The sequence below is a fragment of the Streptomyces iakyrus genome (assembly GCF_000717055.1).
Lineage (GTDB): Bacteria > Actinomycetota > Actinomycetes > Streptomycetales > Streptomycetaceae > Streptomyces > Streptomyces iakyrus.
In genome coordinates this window covers 64894-79459 of sequence record NZ_JNXI01000008.1, presented here as the reverse complement: position 1 = coordinate 79459, position 14566 = coordinate 64894, and the positions used below count along the sequence as shown (strand labels likewise).

Below are 14566 nucleotides of genomic sequence, written 5' to 3'. Positions count from 1 at the left end.
GGTGCGGTTCCGTCGATGACCCCGTGCGAGAATGTCGCCCGTGACCGGATCGTCTACGTCGCCCGTCGTCGAGAGCACACCCCGTGAAGGTCTGGGCCCCCGTGCTGCCGCGATACTGGTGTTCGGGTCCTCGGCGGCGGTCCTGGTGGTCGAGATCGTCGCCCTGCGGCTGCTGGCTCCCTACCTCGGCCTGACCCTTGAGACCAGCACCATGGTGATCGGCATCGCGCTCACGGCCATCGCCTTCGGCTCCTGGCTGGGCGGCGTCATCGCGGACCAGGTCGATCCGCGCCGGCTCATCGGTCCCTCGCTGGGGGTGTCCGGAGCGGTGGTGGCGCTCACCCCCGCGGTGCTGCGGAGTACGGCGGAGTGGGCACCGGCGGTGCTCCTGGTCATCGCGTCGCTGACCATTCTGGTGCCGGGTGCGCTGCTCTCCGCGGTGACGCCGTTCGTCACGAAGCTGCGTCTCACCAGCCTGGCGGAGACCGGTACGGTGGTCGGCCGGCTGTCGGGCATCGGCACGGTGGGCGCCATCGTCGGCACCGTGCTCACCGGCTTCGTCCTCGTGTCGCGGTTGCCGGTCAGCGGCATCCTGCTCGGGCTCGGAGCACTGCTGGTGGCCGGCTCGGCGTGGGTCGAGTGGCGAACGCGCGGGTGGACCGGTGCCCCGGCCCTGGCACTCGCCGTCGCGGCCGGCGGCCTCGCCGCCACGGTCGCGCCCGGGGGCTGCGACGTGGAGACCAAGTACCACTGCGCACGCGTCGTCGCGGACCCCGGCGAGGGTGACGGCCGCACGCTCGTCCTGGACGGCCTGCGGCACTCCTACGTCGACATCGACGACCCGACCCATCTGGAGTTCGAGTACGTGCGCGCCGTCGCGTCGGTGGTCGACGCCGGCTTCCCGCAGGGCGAACCACTGGTCGCCCACCACCTGGGCGGTGGCGGACTCACTCTTCCCCGCTACCTCGCGGCCACCCGCCCCGGGACACGGAGCGTCGTCTCCGAGATCGACGGCGGAGTCGTGCGCATCAACCACGAGCGACTCGGTCTGCGGCCGGAGGCCGGCATCGACGTACGTGTGGAGGACGGCAGGCTCGGCCTGCGGCGACTCGACACCGGCAGCCGTGACCTCGTCGTCGGCGACGCCTTCGGTGGCGTCAGCGTGCCATGGCACCTCACCACCGTGGAAGCGATGGCCGATGTCCGGCGGGTGCTCGACGACGGAGGCGTGTACGTGGCCAACCTCATCGACCACGGTGACATGGACTTCGCCCGCGCCGAAGTGGCCACGCTCGGCGAGACCTTCCCGCACGTCGCGCTCCTCGGCGAACCCGCCGACATCGGCCTGGGCCCGGCCGCCGCGTCGAAGGGCGGCAACCTGGTGGTGCTCGCCTCCGACCGGCCGGTCGACCTCCGGGCGGTCCAACGAGCGCTCGACGCCCGGCACACCGGATGGAAGACCGTCACCGGCGAGGACCTCACCTCCTGGACCGGCGCGGCCCGGCTCCTCACAGACGATCACGCACCCGTGGACCAGCTCCTGCAGCCCTACAGTCCGCAGAACGGCCGGTGAGCGGGCCGGACCGGGCCCACCGGCCTCTTCACCGGCCTCGGCTTGCCGCGCCCAGGGTTTCACCCACCAGCTCGCGTACGGCCTTCAACGCCTCGGCCCGGTCCGCCGGGACCAGTCCGATGCGCGTGCGACGATCGAGCAGGTCGGCTTCGTCCAGAGCACCCTCGTGCCGTACCGCCCACAGCAGTTCGGCGCCGGTCACCGCATGGCCGGGCACGACGGGCTCGCCCAGCCGCGGGTCCCGCTCGGCCAGGGCGTGTACCGCCGGGGCCTCGGTGCCGTAGCACTGCACGAGACGCCGGGGCGCGCGGATCGCGGCGAGCGTCCGGGGGGCCGCGGCGCCCACCAGCGGGAGCGTGGCGGTGGGGGAGGGGCCGACGGCCAGGCCGCGTGCCTCGACCACGGCGTTCACCGCGTCCTCGGCCATCCGGCGATAGGTGGTGAGCTTGCCGCCGACCACACTGACCACGCCGTCCGGTGAGGTCAGCACCGCGTGCCGGCGGGAGATGTCGGCCGTGCGGGAGGCGGCGCCGGGCTGTCCGGTGGGCGTGGTGTCCAGCAGGGGGCGCAGCCCGGCGAACGCGCCGACGACGTCGCTGCGACGGACCGGGACGTCGAGGACCGACCCGAGGACGTCGAGCAGGAAGCCGATGTCCGTCTCCGGCACCTCGGGGACGTCCGGAACGGGCCCGTCCAGGGGTTCGTCGGTGAGCCCGACATAGACCCTGCCGTCGTCCTGGGGCAGGACGAGGACGAAACGGTTGGTCTCGCCGGGGATGGGGATGTGCAGACCGGCGGGCAGCGGGCCGATGTCCTGCGAGCGCAGGACGATGTGGGTGCCGCGGGAGGGCCGGACCCTGATGCCCTCCACGAGGTCACCGGCCCACACACCGGACGCGTTGATCACCGCCCGGGCCCGGATCTCGCCCTCCTCGCCGGTGAGTTCGTCGCGTATGCGGGCCCCGGACGCGGAGAGTTCCAGGGCCCGGACACGGGTCAGTACGCGGGCCCCTCGGGCGGCGGCGGTACGGGCGAGGGCGGTCACCAGACGGGCGTCGTCGGTGAGCCTCCCGTCCCAGGACAGCAGGCCGCCGCGCAGCTCGGTGGGGCGCAGCGCCGGAGCCAGGTGCCGGGTCTCGACCGGGGAGAGCCGACGAGGGGCGGGCAATGTGGCGCGAGCCGTGCGGGCCGACAGCCGCAGGGCGTCGCCGGCCCGGAAACCGGCCCAGGCGAGAGCGGCCTGGCCGCGCGAGACGAGTCCGGTCAACGGCAGCACGAACGGCTGGGCGCGCACCAGGTGGGGCGCTGTCCGCTCCATCAGCACGCCGCGCTCGACCGCGCTCTCGTGGGCGACGTCGAACTGCGCCGAGGCCAGATAGCGCAGCCCGCCGTGGATGAGCTTGGAGCTCCAGCGCGACGTGCCGAACGCGAGGTCGCGGGCGTCGACGGCGACGACGTCGAGACCGCGGGCGGCTGCGTCCAGGGCCGCTCCGGCGCCGGTCGCGCCGAGGCCGACGACCAGCACGTCCACCACGCGGCCGTCGGTCGCCTCGGCCAGGTCGCGGGTGCGCCGCGCGGCGGACAGGGAGGCCCCGGCGGCGGGGGTGCCGGTCAGGCTCATGGGGTGAGGGTCCTCTCCAGGAGGGTGCGCAGTTCGGCGAGGAAGGCCGCACTCGTGAGCTCGGCGTCGTCCTCGTCGGTCATGGTGCGCAGGGACAGGGCGAAGGACTGGAGGACCAGCAGCACGGTCCTGGCCTGGCGTTCGGCGGGGGCCACCCGCACCGAGCCGTCCGCGTGCCCCTCCCGCAGCGCCCCGGCGAGCAGCCCCAGCAGGGCCTCCTGGCTCGCACCGCGCCGGTCCAGCACGTAGGGCAGGAGCAGTTCGGGATCGACGTCGACGATCTTCTGGAAGAGCGGGTGGGCGCGGAAGGCCTCCACGCCCGCCACCAGGCCGTCGATCAGTGGCGGGCGCGTGCCCACCTCGGGCCGGCTCTCGGGCATGGCTCCGGTCGCGACGGCGATCCACTCGCGCGTCATGAGATCACCGACCAGGGAACGGACGTCGGGCCAGCGGCGGTAGAGGGTCATCCGTGAGACGCCCGCGCGGCGGGCCACGTCGGTCATGGTCGTGCGGCGGACACCGACGGCCAGGACGCAGTCCCGGACGGCGTCGAGCACCACGTCGTTGTCGGAGGACCTCTGCTGAGCCGAGCTGTTGTGACGATTAGGCGTCATGTGTAACAGTGTAACGCCCGAGGCCGCTCCAGCGGCAACCCCCGACGACCGGTGAGGACGACACGCATGGACATGCTGTGGAACGGCTGGGGCGACCCGGCCAGGGCGACGCCGCTGCCCGACACCGTCACCGGGCTGCTGCGCGACTGGCTCGGCGTCACGCCGCAGCCCACGGCATCAGCCCGGCTGGAGGAGATCACGATCTCCACGCCCGCTCTGGAGGACGCCGCCCGCAACGCGCTGCACGCCGCACTCGGCGACCGCGCGGGGAGCCTCCGCACGGACCCGGAGAGCCGCATCCGGCACACCCGCGGCAAGTCCACCCCGGACCTGCTGCGCATCCGCGCCGCCGACACCGCCGACGCCCCGGCGGCAGTCGCTCTCCCGCACAGCCACGACGAGGTTCTCGCCGTGCTCCGCGTGTGCGCCGAACACCGCCTCGCCCTCGTCCCGTTCGGCGGCGGCACCTCCGTCGTCGGCGGCCTCGCCCCCGTCGGCAAGGCACCCTTCATCGCCCTGGACCTGCGGCACATGAACCGCATGCTCGACCTCGACCCCGTCTCCCGGACCGCCACCCTCCAGCCCGGCCTGCGCGCACCCGAGGCCGAGGCGCTCCTGGCCGAACACGGTTTCACTCTCGGCCACTTCCCCCAGTCCTACGAGTGGGCCACCATCGGCGGCTTCGCCGCGACCCGCTCCAGCGGGCAGGCCTCCGCGGGCTACGGACGCTTCGACGAGATGGTCCTCGGCCTCACCCTCGCCACACCCGAGGGCACCCTCGACACCGGCCGGGCACCCCGTTCCGCGGCCGGCCCCGATCTGCGGCAGCTGCTGCTCGGCTCGGAAGGCGCCTTCGGTGTCATCACGTCCGTGACCGTCCGCATCCGGCCCGTCCCGCAGACGCGCCGCTACGAAGGCTGGCGCTTCGCCTCCTTCGACGAGGGCACCGCCGCGCTGCGCCGGCTCGCCCAGGACGGCCCCCGCCCCACCGTCCTCCGGCTGTCCGACGAGACCGAGAGCCTGATCGGCCTCGCCCAGCCCGAGGCCATCGGCTCCGCGGCCGAGCAGCACGGCGCCGGATGCCTCGCCGTGGTCGGCTTCGAGGGCGCCGAGCAGGACACGGCGCAACGGCGGGCGGCCGCGGCGGCCGTACTCACCGACTGCGGCGGCAAGTTCGCGGGCGACGAGCCGGGGGAGCGCTGGGCCCACGGCCGCTACGCGGCGCCGTACCTGCGGGACTCGCTCCTCGAAGCGGGCGCGTTCGCCGAGACCCTGGAGACCGCCGCCTACTGGTCGCGACTGCCCGGCCTGTACGCGGCCGTCCGCGACGCGCTCACCTCCACACTCACCGGCAACGGCACCCCGCCGCTGGTCATGTGCCACATCTCGCACGTCTACGAGAACGGCGCCTCGCTGTACTTCACGATCGTCTCCGCCCAGGGCGCCGACCCGGTCGAGCACTGGACGCGCGCCAAGCACGCCGCGAACGAGGCGATCCTCGCCGCGGGCGGCACCATCACCCACCACCACGCGGTCGGCACCGACCACCGCGACTGGTACGTACGGGAGGCCGGGGACCTCGGTGTCGCGGCGCTGCGCGCCGTCAAGCGGCGGCTTGACCCGGACGGCCTGCTCAACCCCGGCGTCCTGCTGCCGGCCGACTGACCGCAGCTCCGCTCTCCGCCCGAGACCGCACCACCCCTGACCAGACGACAGCCCGGCACCACCCGTCAGCCCGGAGGCACATCGATGCGACAGTTCACCGCCGTCGTCAACCCGACCGCGGGCGGAGCCACCAGTGCTGCGGCGCTGCACCAGGTGGCCCGCCTCCTCCGGGAGGCGGGCGCCGAGCTGGAGACCGAGTACAGCCGCAGCCTCGCCCACGCCCGCGAACTCGCCCGGCACGCCGGGGAACGCGGCCGGGTGGTGCTCGCCGTCGGCGGCGACGGGATCACCGGCAGCATCGGCGGAGCCCTCAGCGGCACCGGCGCCCTGTTCGGCATGGTCCCGGCCGGCCGCGGCAACGACTTCGCCCGGGCCCTGGGCCTGCCCGGCGACCCCGACGGCGTGGCCCGGGTGCTGCTCCACGGCACACCGCGCGCCGTGGACACCATCGAGGTCACGTCGTCCGTCCACGCCGGCACCGTCGTGCTCGGCAGCGTCTACGCGGGCGTGGACGCGCTGGCCAACCTCCACGCCAACCGCTCCCGCATGCTGCGGGGTTCGGCCTCCTACTACGCCGGGGCCCTGCGCGCGATCAGCACCTGGCGCCCCGTCCGCTACCGGATCACCGTCGACGGCCACGACCACGCGTACAGCGGCTACACCGCCGTGGCGGCGAACTCCAGCTACTACGGCTCCGCGCGCCGCATCGCTCCCGAGGCCCGTCTGGACGACGGTCTGCTCGACGTCGTGATGATCCGCGACGCCCCACGCCGGCTGTTCTTCACCCTGATGAAGGAGCTCGACACCGGCGCCCACGTCCACCGCCCCCAGGTGCAGGTGGTGCGAGGCCGGGAGATACGCATCGAGGCCGACAGCGACGTCCCCTACGGCGCGGACGGCGAGATCGAGGCCGCCCTCCCGGTGACGGTCAGAGTGCTGCCCGGGGCCCTGCGAGTCCTGTGCTGAGCCGCCGATCCCGGTGGGGACGAAACAAAGTGGCGGCGGTGGCGCCCTGTTGCTTGGATGCCCGTCGTGACTTCTCCTGACTTCGACGATCATCCCGAGCGAGCCCTGCTGGACCGGCTCGAGGAGTACTACGACGCGATCCCGCGGCACGGCGCCCGCGTCGAGGACCACGGGCCGCTCACCCTGTTCGTGCGGGAGGGCCAGGGCTGGCCGTTCTACGCACGTCCCGCACGGGGATGGTCCGGGCCGTTGCGGGCCACCGACGTTCACAAGGTCCGTGCCCGTCAGCGGGAACTGGGGATCCCGGAGAGTTTCGAATGGGTCGCCGAGACCACACCCGCGCTCCGGGCAGCAGCCGAGGAGTCGGGGCTCGTGGTCCACGAACACCCGCTGATGGTGCTCGATCCCGGTACGCCCGCAGCCCATGTGGACGGGTCGTCCGGCGGCGTGTCCGTCCGGATCGTAGGCGCGGACGATCCGGTCCTGCCCGGGGCCCTGGCGGTTCCCCATCTCGCCTTCGCCGAGCCGGGGACCCACGTCGGTCGCGCGGGAACACGTCAACTGGCGGAGGCGATCGAGGAGCGCGTCGCCGACGGAACGGTGGAACGCGCCATCGTGCGCATCCGGGCAGGCCTGACCGTGGTCGCGGCAGCCGTCGAGCACGGATCGGTGCTGTCCGCCGGCCAGCACCAACCGCTGGCGGGAGTCAGTGAGATCGTCGGCGTCGGAACGCTCCCCGCGGCCCGCCGCAGTGGACTCGCACGCGCGGTCACCGCGGCACTGGTGGCCGACGCCCGGTCGAGGGGCGCTGCGACCGTCTTCCTGTCGGCGGGTGACGACGATGTCGCGCGGGTCTACGACCGACTCGGCTTCCGCAGAGTCGGCACGGCACTGATCGCCGAGCCCGCCGAGTAGGGGCGAACGTCACAGCGGCATATCAGGCAATTCGCAACTTCGATCTTCACGGAAGGCTCACAAGTTGGCTAAGTTGGTTACAGCATGCACGACTTCCACCGATGGGTAGGTGGTTCTGTGCGCTCTCGGACTGAAGGAGTGCCTTTTCCATGTCGCTGGAAAGAACCTCGCGCCTCGGAGTGACCGAGGCCCGGCTCTCGCAGTTGGCTGGTGCCCGCGTTGGCGCATGACGGCGAGGGGCCGAGCCCTGAGGAGGTCCGGCGGCGGATCGACCGTCTCTACGACCGGGCCGAGAGCGACACCGGCACCTTCAACGCGACCCGGGCCGCCGCGATTCCGCGTCAGCGAGGCACTGTCGCCCGTGGCCGGTCCGAAGGGGAGACGCAGCCGGCGGTAGGAGCCTTTGCCCGGCAGTGGTTCGACGCCGCCCGCGCCAAACTGGGCCCGTCCGTACCGGCGTGGCAGTCGGACCGGAAGGTGCCGGTCCGGCCCGAGCGCGCACCCGAGGCGGCGCGACCTTCCCGCCCGGCGGAACGCCCCGCCGAACGTCGAGCCATCGAAGCGCCCCCTGCGGAACCCGCCGCGGAACTCCGGGCCCTTGAAGCGCCCCCGGCGCTCACCGGCGTTGCGCGGGAGCGGCCCGGCGGAACAGCTCAGGCGCCTGCCGCCGAGGTCCTCCCGGAGCTCCCCGGCCAGCCGGCCGGACTGTTCGCGGCAGGCGGCGCACAGCCCGGTCCCGACGGAGATGTGGCGGCCTGGCCCCTGTACGAGCCCGCACCGGCGCCCGCATGGGAGTCCGGCCCACAGTCCCTTGCGGCGCTGTCCGCCGTGCCGGCCCCCACCTCGGGTGCTCACCAGGCGGATCTCCTGACGAGCGGGACGGAGACGTACGGCGCCGACCCGGCGACCGGCACGACCGCACCGTACGCCGCGCCCCTGTCAGCGGACCTCACCGCTTACCACGCCTCCGGTCCGTCGCCCGACACGACCACCATGACCCCTGACGCCGGTCTGCCCGGCATCACCGCGTCTGCCCTGGCGCCGCCTGCTCCGGCGGCTGCGCTCACCCCAGGCGACCTGCCCGCCACCACCTACACACCTGGCGCCTACGCCGAACCCTGGCTGACGCCGGTCTCCGGCCGCAGCACCCAGGCCGAGCGGGTGATCGCCTTCGCCCGCGCGCAGATCGGTCTGCCGTGCGTATGGGGCGCGGTCGGGCCGGGATCGTACGACGCCGCCGGACTCACCCAGGCCGCGTGGCGAACGGTCGGTGTCTCCCTGCCCCGGACCACCCAGGCCCAGTGGAGCGCGGGGGTGCAGGTCCCGCTCGCCGATGTCCAGATCGGGGACCTGGTGTTCTTCCAGGACGACCTCGGCCATGTCGGCATCTGGAGCGGCGACGGCATGATGATCCACGCGTCCGGCCCGGGGGCGCTCATCCGAGAGGAGTCGGTGTTCTTCGCCGGCCAGTCGGCCATCAAGGGCGCGATCCGCCCGGCCTGACATGGCGCGCAGCGGAGAACGGCGCCGGCGATGAGGGCCGGTGGCGAGCGGTGACCAGGGGAGTCACCTGGTCAGATGGGTGACCACCGAGCGCATCGCCCGGTGCAGGGCGGGCATCGTCTCCTCCGGCGCGTCGAGGGTTTCGAACCCGTGGTGACCGTTGGGGACGTCGACCAACTCCAGTCGCGCGGCGCTGCCGTCCGCCGCCGCCACGAACGCGTCCACCGTCGCGGCGATCTCGGGAGCCTCCCGCCCGGCGCGGAGGAGGACGATGGGCAGGGACCCCGCCTGTTCGACCGCCCTGGCGGGGTGGAAGCGGCTGCCGGCCATGCCCCAGGCGGGAAGAGGCGCCAGGACGGGATAGGACGCGGCCAGACAGCGCAGCCAGGCGGGCGGCCGGGTCAGCCAGTCCGTAGTGAGGAGACCTCCGCCGGAGAAGAACCACAGGGCGACCCGGTCGGCGTCCACCCGGGCGTCGGACCGCACCAGTTCCACCCCGGCGGCGATGTCCGCGGCGGCGCGGTCGTAGTCCGCGACGTCGTGCAGGCGGTGGTCGAGAGTCGCACCGACCATTCCCTCGGCGGCGGCCAAGCGGGCGTACCCCACCAGCGTCGGCCACTCGCGCGGGCGCGGCCGCGCTCCCGCGGGCACGGGTCCGCCGTGCACGAAGACCACGGCCGGGCGCGGGCCCCCCTCGCCGTCCGGGACGTAAAGATCGACATGACCTTGACGGTCGCGAGGCAGCTCGGGAACGTCCAGCGGGAACGGGCGCAGGTGGGCAGGCGCCGGCGCGTCGTCGCCGGCCGGCCGCAGGCGGTGCCCCTCACCGGCCGCGGCCCGCAGCAGTACGCCGGCCAGTGCGTCGGGGCAGGACAGCATCGGCCAGTGCCCGGTGGGAAGTTCGAAGAAGGTGACCTGAGGTTCGGTCAGGGCGGCCAGGGCGGGGTCGCCGAAGTCGACAAGCCTCTGCACCTGGTCGATACCGGCGCCGTTGCGGGCACACAGCACGCCGGTGACGGGAACCGCGGCCACCGCCCCCGTCAGCCGCAGCGGTTCGAGGAGAGTGGCCAGCGGCTGCGGCGCTGCCCGTGCGGTCAACCGCTTCAGGGCCGCCTCGTCGACGTCGGCGGTACTGCCCCAGCGCTCCCACTCGTCATGTCCCGGCGGCGACAGCACGCCCTCGCGCTCGCCCGCCTCGGCGCGTCCGGCCAGCTGCGCGCGCAGCGCCTGGTCCGGCACGGTGGCCAGCGCCGGAACACCGTTCTGCGGCATCCCGCAGTCCAGGTACACGACGCGTGCGATGCGTCCCGCCCGCCGATCAGCGGCGCCGAGCACCGGGTGGATCCCATAGTCGTGACCGACGAGCACGATCTCCCGCCCGGACGCCACGTCCACCGCGTCGATCGCCGCGATCACGTCCTCGATGTGCGTCTCCAGACCGACGTGCGCCGGCGGGGCGGGCCGGGCCGGGTCCATACCCGTCAGCGGGACGGCGTGCGCCGTGCTGCCGGCCGCGACCAGCCGCGCGGCGGTCTCCTCCCAGACATGGGCCCCGGTGAACACACCCGCAACCATGATGAACACGCTCACAAAAGTCCTCCCCGACTCTCAGAATCCGCCGAACCGCCGGAACTCGCCGAACATCGCACTCTTCGGATTGGTGTCATGACGCCGCGAGGGTCGCGGACGCCGTCGTCCGCGGGACACCGTGTCCGCCTCGCCCCCGCACCGGTACCGTAGGAACTCCCCTTAAGGGAGGTTCAACTGTCGACGTCACACGAGCTGTTGTGGAGCATCGGGGAACTCGCCGAGCGCGCCGGCGCCACGGTGAAGACCGTCCGCTTCTACTCCGACCAAGGCCTGCTCCCCGAAGCCGCCCGCAGCAGTGGCGGACACCGCCGCTACGGCCCCCAGGCACTGGAACGACTGCAGCTGATCCGCTCCCTGCGCACCCTTGACCTGCCCCTGCCCGCGATACGCCGCGTCCTCGACGACGAAGAGGCAGCCGGCCGTGTGCTGGAGGACGCCCTCGACAGCCGCCTGCGCGGGCTCGGCAGTGAGCTGAAGGCCCTGCGCTGGCGGGAAGCCGCACTCCACCTGGTGCGCGACTGCCCCCCGGCCGAGCGCGCCGGTCGGCTGAGGCTGCTCGGTGCCCTGAACACCCCGCCGAGCACCGCACCACTGGCCAGGTTCTGGCGCGCCTGGCTGCCACCACGGATGCCACGCCCGGCGACCACGGCATTCCTGGAGGCGGCCGTCCCCCAGCCGCCCGACGAGCCGCACCCCACCCAGGTGCTCGCCTTCGCCCGGCTGCACGCGATGACGACGGCCCCCTGCCCAGACGGTCGGCAGCCCCAACCGGACGTGCACCGAGTGGCAGGGGCCGACGGCGCCGTGCTGCTGTACGCGGGCCTCGCCGAAGCATTCGAACTCGCGGCCCCTCACCTGCGCCGGGCACGCGATCCGCATCCGGGTGAGGCCCTGGACGCCTACGTCGCTGCCTACGCGAGCGCGTTGCGCAGCCGCGACACCCACGACTTCCGCCGCTCGCTGGCCGCCCGGCTCTCTGCCGAGGCGCGCCTGAACCAGTACTGGGAACTCGCCGCCGTCGTCCTGACCCGGCCCGGCAGCAGCCCCCACCCGACCCCGGGCTCCGCGGACGACTGGCTGCGCGCGGCACTGCGGCTGGACAACGCCACTGCCGCATAAGGTGGCGTCTCACCGTTTCGACGACGCCACCACTCAGCCGGTACGGCGCTTCTGGAGCGGGCCCTGCAGTGGCTTGCCACCCATGACAGGTGGCTGCTCATCCTCGACAACGTCACCGATCCCAAGGACGCCGGCCTCATCCAACCGTGCAGCGGTCAAGGGAAACGGATTCCCGTCCCGTCACGCGATCCCCTCCAGGACCAGGGATTCGTCCGGCGTAGCCGGGTTACCCGGCGGTGGAACTCGGAGCACCCGATCCACGAGGCCGCACCGGCCACGGCCGGCTGAAGCAGGGGAACGATAGCGATGAGCCAGCCCAATCCCATCAAGCGGGCGGCGGACAAAGTCACCGAAGCCATCCAGGGCACCGGCACAGGACCGGAGGAAGGAATTCCCGGCAGGCCGGCCCCGGAACCCCCCGGTGTCGAGGAACCGGTGGAGCCGCGTGAGCCGCTGCCGCCGAAGCCCGACCAGAGCGGACCCGACACGATGTCGCCCACCGGGCAGGCGACCGGCGCGGCCCAGGCACGCATGGCCCAGTCGGGCGCCCATCTGACGAACGCCCAGGGCACACGGCTCCACGACACCGACCACTCGCTCAAGGCGGGTCCGCGCGGCCCGGTACTGCTGCAGGACCACCACCTGCGCGAGAAGGTCATGCACTTCGACCACGAGCGCATCCCGGAGCGCGTCGTGCACGCCCGCGGCGCCGCGGCGCACGGCGTCTTCAAAAGCTACGGCACCGCGGCCGCCGTCTCGAAGGCGGCGTTCCTGGCAGCGGGCGCGGAGACGCCGGTGTTCGTGCGCTTCTCGACCGTGCTGGGATCCAGGGGCTCCGCCGACACGGTGCGCGACACGCGCGGATTCGCGACCAAGTTCTACACGGACGAGGGCGTCTTCGACCTCGTCGGCAACAACATGCCGGTCTTCTTCATCCAGGACGCCATCAAGTTCCCGGACATCATCCACGCCGGCAAGCCGCACCCGGACCGGGAGATCCCGCAGGCCCAGAGCGCGCACGACACCTTCTGGGACTTCGTCACCCTGCACACCGAGGCCACCCACCACACCCTGTGGAACATGTCCGACCGGGGCATCCCGCGCTCGTACCGGATGATGGAGGGCTTCGGCGTACACACCTTCCGCCTGGTGGCCGCCGACGGCTCCACGACGCTGGTGAAATTCCACTGGAAGCCCAAACTCGGGGTGCACTCCCTGGTGTGGGAGGAGGCGCAGATCGCGGGCGGCGTCGACCCCGACTTCCACCGCCGCGACCTCGCCGACGCCATCGAGGCGGGCGCCTACCCGGAATGGGAGCTGGGCATCCAGACCTTCCCGGACACCCCCGACCAGACCTTCAAGGGCATCGACCTGCTCGACGCGACCAACCTCGTCCCCGAGGAGCTCGCCCCCGTGCAGCCGGTCGGACTGCTGACGCTCAACCGCAACCCGTCGAACTACTTCGCCGAGACCGAGCAGGTCGCCTTCCACGTCGGCCACCTGGTGCCCGGCATCGACATCACCGACGACCCGCTGCTCGCCGGGCGCCTCTTCTCCTATCTGGACACCCAGGTCACGCGGCTGGCCGGCCCGAACTTCTCGCATATCCCCATCAACCGGCCGCACTCGCCGGTCAACGACATGCTGCGGGACGGCTTCCACCAGGACGCCGTGCACCGAGGCGTGGCACCGTACCGGCCCAACTCGCTCGACGGCGGCTGCCCCTTCCTGTCGGGGGCGGACACCGGGGCGTACGTCGAGGCGCCGGTACGGGTGCCGGAGGCGACGAAGGTCCGGGAGGCTCCCGAGTCGTTCTCCGACCACTTCAGCCAGCCGCGCCGGTTCTGGCTGAGCATGAGCGCGGTGGAGCGGGAGCACATCATCGGCGCGTACACCTTCGAGCTGGGCAAGTGCTACGAGCAGGCCGTCAAGGAGCGGGCGCTGCGGGTGCTGGCCAACATCGACGGCGAGCTGTGCGCTCGCGTGGCCGAGGGCCTCGGCCTGCCGGCGCCCGAGCCGACCGTGCCCCCGGCCGATGTCGAGCCGAGTCCCGCGCTCTCCCAGGTCGGGCAGTCCTGGCCCACCGACGGCCGCCTCATCGGCATCGTCTCCGGCCCGGACGGCGACCTGGACGGCGTGCGTGCAGTGCGCGAGGCGGTGCTCGGCGCGGGCATGGTGCCGCTGGTCATCGCCCCCACGGGCGGCAAGCTGGGCTCGGGCGACGACGCGGTGACCGTGCAGCGGACGTTCGCGACCGCGCGGTCCATCGAGTTCGACGCGCTGCTCGTGGCCGGAGCTCCCGCGGCGGGCGGCGACGCCTACGGCTCCCGAGACGCCAAGGCCTCGCCCACCGGTCTGCCGGGGCCCGTCGATCCGCGGGTGAGCCTGCTGCTGTCGGAGGCGTTCCGCCACGGCAAGGCGATCGGCGCCTGGGCGGGCGGCGACACGGCACTGGAGTCGCTCGGCATCACCGCCGACGCGCCCGGCGTGGTGGTCGGCCAGGACGGCACCTCCGTACTGGAGCAGCTGAAGGAGCTGATGACCGCCCACCGCGTGTGGGAGCGGTTCGTCACGTCCGTCTAACGTGTGCCGAGCGGCCGGACTGTGGCGTCCGGGACGGCCCCGCCCCGGACGCCGGAGCAACCTGCGCTCCGATCGGGCGTGCGGGGTGGACCGTCAGGCCGCGACCCAGGGGGCGCGGGTGTTGGTGAACTCGCGGATGCCCGCGGCCGCCAGCTCCCGGCCGTAGCCGCGGCGCCCGGTGCCGCCGAACGGCAGACGCGGGTCGGAGGCGACGACGGCGTTGACGAAAGCCGCGCCGCTGGTGATACGGCGGGCGAGGCCCACACCGCGAGCCGCGTCAGCGGTCCACACGCTCAGCCCGAGACCGAAGGCGGTGGCGTTGGCTCGCCGGACGGCGTCCTCGTCGTCGTGGGCGACGGTCAGGGCGGCCAGGGGCGCCGCGAAGGTCGCCGTGGCGCGCCCCGAGTCCATGGTGAC

At 73.1% G+C, this 14566-nt stretch carries 11 protein-coding genes; 7 read left to right on the top strand and 4 right to left on the bottom strand.

The features are described from left to right. Positions 1 to 31 precede the first annotated feature (31 nt). The gene (locus OO68_RS14675; RefSeq protein WP_051814632.1) at positions 32 to 1573 is read left to right on the top strand and encodes a fused MFS/spermidine synthase; all 1542 of its coding nucleotides are present in this window, start codon (positions 32 to 34) and stop codon (positions 1571 to 1573) included. A gap of 28 nt (positions 1574 to 1601) precedes the next feature. On the opposite strand, the gene OO68_RS14670 is transcribed toward OO68_RS14675, so the two are convergent. Both OO68_RS14670 and OO68_RS14665 read right to left on the bottom strand, forming a co-directional pair. Continuing rightward, positions 1602 to 3194 carry a glycerol-3-phosphate dehydrogenase/oxidase gene (locus OO68_RS14670; protein ID WP_078625304.1) on the bottom strand — a complete coding sequence of 531 codons (1593 nt, stop codon included), beginning with the start codon at positions 3192 to 3194 and terminating at the stop codon, positions 1602 to 1604. Continuing rightward, positions 3191 to 3808 (bottom strand): TetR/AcrR family transcriptional regulator, encoded by a 618-nt coding sequence (locus tag OO68_RS14665; protein ID WP_033308788.1) that lies wholly within the window; start codon positions 3806 to 3808, stop codon positions 3191 to 3193. The genes OO68_RS14670 and OO68_RS14665 overlap by 4 nt, the downstream gene beginning before the upstream one ends. Before the next feature lie 66 nt (positions 3809 to 3874). Here OO68_RS14665 and OO68_RS14660 point away from each other — a divergent pair, with 66 nt between their 5' ends. From OO68_RS14660 to OO68_RS47645, 4 genes are all read left to right on the top strand, one after another. Continuing rightward, complete coding sequence (locus OO68_RS14660; RefSeq protein ID WP_033308787.1) at positions 3875 to 5473, top strand: FAD-binding oxidoreductase; 1599 nt, start codon at positions 3875 to 3877, stop codon at positions 5471 to 5473. Between the two features lie 84 nt (positions 5474 to 5557). Then, positions 5558 to 6439, top strand: a complete 882-nt coding sequence (locus tag OO68_RS14655; RefSeq protein ID WP_033308786.1) for a diacylglycerol/lipid kinase family protein — start codon at positions 5558 to 5560, stop codon at positions 6437 to 6439. 66 nt (positions 6440 to 6505) lie between these two features. Further along, the gene (locus OO68_RS14650; protein WP_245236978.1) at positions 6506 to 7354 is read left to right on the top strand and encodes a GNAT family N-acetyltransferase; all 849 of its coding nucleotides are present in this window, start codon (positions 6506 to 6508) and stop codon (positions 7352 to 7354) included. Positions 7355 to 7564: 210 nt separating this feature from the next. Beyond that, positions 7565 to 8857, top strand: coding sequence for a C40 family peptidase (locus OO68_RS47645; protein ID WP_245236977.1), 1293 nt, complete (start codon positions 7565 to 7567; stop codon positions 8855 to 8857). A gap of 63 nt (positions 8858 to 8920) precedes the next feature. Here OO68_RS47645 and OO68_RS14640 read toward each other — a convergent pair whose 3' ends face one another. After that, positions 8921 to 10447, bottom strand: a complete 1527-nt coding sequence (locus OO68_RS14640) for an esterase (protein WP_033308785.1) — start codon at positions 10445 to 10447, stop codon at positions 8921 to 8923. A 174-nt stretch (positions 10448 to 10621) separates the two neighbouring features. Between OO68_RS14640 and OO68_RS14635 the strand changes: the two genes are divergently transcribed. Together OO68_RS14635 and OO68_RS14630 are read left to right on the top strand one after the other, a co-directional pair. Continuing rightward, positions 10622 to 11566, top strand: coding sequence for a helix-turn-helix domain-containing protein (locus OO68_RS14635; RefSeq protein ID WP_033308784.1), 945 nt, complete (start codon positions 10622 to 10624; stop codon positions 11564 to 11566). A gap of 306 nt (positions 11567 to 11872) precedes the next feature. Continuing rightward, entirely contained in the window at positions 11873 to 14149 is a 2277-nt protein-coding gene (locus OO68_RS14630; RefSeq protein WP_033308783.1) for a catalase, read from the top strand. A gap of 93 nt (positions 14150 to 14242) precedes the next feature. Here the strand turns inward: OO68_RS14630 and OO68_RS14625 are convergent, their stop codons facing one another. Continuing rightward, a complete protein-coding gene (locus OO68_RS14625; protein ID WP_033308782.1) occupies positions 14243 to 14560 on the bottom strand; it encodes an aldehyde dehydrogenase family protein in 318 nt (105 codons plus the stop codon). Positions 14561 to 14566: the final 6 nt, after the last annotated feature.